2 protein-coding genes are annotated in these 2,551 nt (G+C 67.3%); both read right to left on the bottom strand.

Features of this window, described 5'->3' with window-relative positions:
• The coding region (locus tag ACQI5H_RS24495; protein WP_427081878.1) for a type I polyketide synthase at window positions 1-1,525 on the bottom strand (1,525 nt) is incomplete at its 3' end.
• A partial coding sequence (locus tag ACQI5H_RS24490) for a KR domain-containing protein (protein ID WP_427081877.1) occupies window positions 1,522-2,551 on the bottom strand: 1,030 nt, incomplete at its 5' end. The genes ACQI5H_RS24490 and ACQI5H_RS24495, both read right to left, overlap by 4 nt.

The following is a 2,551-nucleotide window of genomic DNA, read 5'->3' as shown; positions in this document are numbered from 1 at the left end:
CCTGGCCGGGCAACACCAGCGCCGTCTTGCCCGCCCCGTCCGCCCGCCCCACCACGACGTCCGTGCCCGGCCGCCCGGCGGCCAATCCCGTCAACCCCGCGACGAACCGGCCGCGATCGCCACCGACCAGGACCGCGCGATGCTCGAAGACCGAGCGGGTCGTCGCCAACGACCACGCCACGTCGGCCACACCCACACATTCATCCGTTCGCACATGTTCGGCCAGCCGCCCGGCCTGATTCGCCAGCGCTTCGGCCGACCGAGCCGAAAGCACCCACGCCAGGGTGTCATCACGCTCGGCCGCAAGACTTTCCGGCGCCGCGGGAGGCTCCTCGATGATCACGTGCGCGTTCGTTCCGCCCATTCCGAACGACGACACTCCGGCCCGCTTCGGACCATCCCGCACCGGCCACGGCGTCAGCTCGGTGTTGACGTGCAGCCCGAGGCTTATCGGGTCGATGCCGGGGGCCGGGCTGGTGTAGTTGAGACTTGCCGGGATCACGGCGTTTTCGAGCGCCAGCACGGCCTTGAGGAGGCCGGCGATTCCGGCGGCGCTTCCGGCGTGGCCGATATTGGTCTTGACCGATCCCACGCCGACCGGGCGATCCCGGCGCTCGGCAAATATCTCACCCAACGCCCTGGCCTCGACCGGGTCACCGATTTCCGTTCCGGTGCCGTGGGCTTCGATGTAGTCGATGTCGTCACCGTCGAGTCCCGCGCTGCACAACGCGCGCCGGATGACGTCGGCTTGCGCGGAAACCGAAGGCACGGTCTGGCCGGCGGAACTGTGTCCGGAATTGCCCACGGCACTTCCCCGGATGACCGAGTGGATGCGGTTTCCGTCCTCGAGCGCCGCGGGCAGCGGCTTCAACAGCACCAGGGCGCCGCCTTCGCCCCGCACGTAGCCGTCCGCGCGTTCATCGAACGCGTAGGTGTGGCCCGACGGTGACAGCGCGCCGAATTCCGTTTCCAGCAGCGCCGTTTCGTCGGCCAGATTGAGGTGGATGCCGCCGGCGATCGCAAGCGGCGATTCGCCGGTGCGGAGGCTTTCGCATGCCAGGTGCACCGCGACCAGCGACGACGATTGACCGGAGTCGACGGTCATGCTGGGCCCCTGCAACCCGAAGGCATAGGAGATCCTGTTGGCGATCATCCCCCTGCTGATCCCGGCGAACGAATGATGATCGAGGTTGTCGAGGTTGTTCGGGGTTTCGCGAAGCGTCAGGACGGCATAGTCGTCGGTCATCGCTCCGACATAGATCGAAACCGGCTCGCCGCGCAGGGTTTCCGGCACCACGAAGGCGTCTTCGAACAGTTCCCACACCAATTCGAGTGCCAATCGCTGCCGGGGATCCATGGCGCGGGCCTCGCGTGGCGACAGGTTGAAGAAGTCCGCGTCGAATTCTGCTACGTCGCCCGGCAACTGGGTGGCTTCCCGGCCATCGCGAAGAAGGCGCCAGAAATCGCGTGGCCCGGCGGCGGAGGGGAACCGGCATGCCAGGCCGATGATCGCGACGTCCGTCATCGGGGGCCGACGTCCTCGTCGAGGATGGCGAAGAGTTCGCTGTCGGTGGCAGTCGCGATGTCATCGCCGTCGTCGATGTGGGTTTGGCTGGGGGCCGGTGCGGTCAGACCGGTCAGGATGGTTTGGATGCGGGCGGAGAGCTGGGCTTTCTCATGCGGGCTCCAGTCGGGTTGATCGACCAACGTTTGGAGCTCGCGGGCGATGTCGTTGAAACGAGCCAACCGGTCTGGTGCACCCTCGGGTGTGCCCGCCGTGATCGTCGCAAAGCTGAGCTGCTCGTCGACATGTTCGGCCAACGCCGCCGGAGTGGGGTGGTCGAAGATCAGAGCCGGCGAAAGGGTCAGCCCGGTCGCGGTTTTGAGCCGGTTGCGCAGCTCGACGGCGGTCAGCGAGTCAAATCCGAGGTCTTGGAACGGCAGCTGGGCATCGATGTCCGCGCTGGGGCGGCCCAAAACGGTTGCGGCGTTGGTGGACACCAATTCCACCAACTGGAGGTGACGCTGTTCGGCGCTGAGCCCCTGTAGCCGTGCGGCCAGCCCCGACGTCGACACGGCATTGTCGGTGTCGATGACGAGCCGGCGCCCTGGACGACTGACCAGCTCGCGAAGCAGCGGCGGCACTGCGCCGCTCGCGCCCAGCCCGGCCGCGTCGATGCGAGCCGCGACCAGCACGGGGCGCTCGGCGAGCATGGCTTCGTCGAAGAGTTGTAGGGCGTGTTCGGTGGATAGCGGTGCGAGCCCGGCTCGGGTCATGCGGGCCTTGTCACGCTCACCCAGGTGCTGGGTCATTCCGCTGGGCTGTTCCCACAACCCCCACGCCACCGACAACCCCGCCAAACCCCGCGCGCGCCGGTAGGCGGCCAGCCCATCGAGGAAACTGTTGGCCGCCGCATAATTACCCTGCCCCGGGGCGCCGACGATGCCGGCCATCGACGAAAACATCACAAACGCCGACACATCCAAATCCTGGGTCAGCTCGTGCAAGTTCCAGGCCCCATCCACCTTGGCCCGCAACACCGCATCCACC

The organism is Mycobacterium heidelbergense, assembly GCF_050205645.1.
Taxonomy (GTDB): Bacteria; Actinomycetota; Actinomycetes; order Mycobacteriales; family Mycobacteriaceae; genus Mycobacterium; species Mycobacterium heidelbergense_A.
This window is presented reverse-complemented; position numbering and strand designations above follow the sequence as displayed.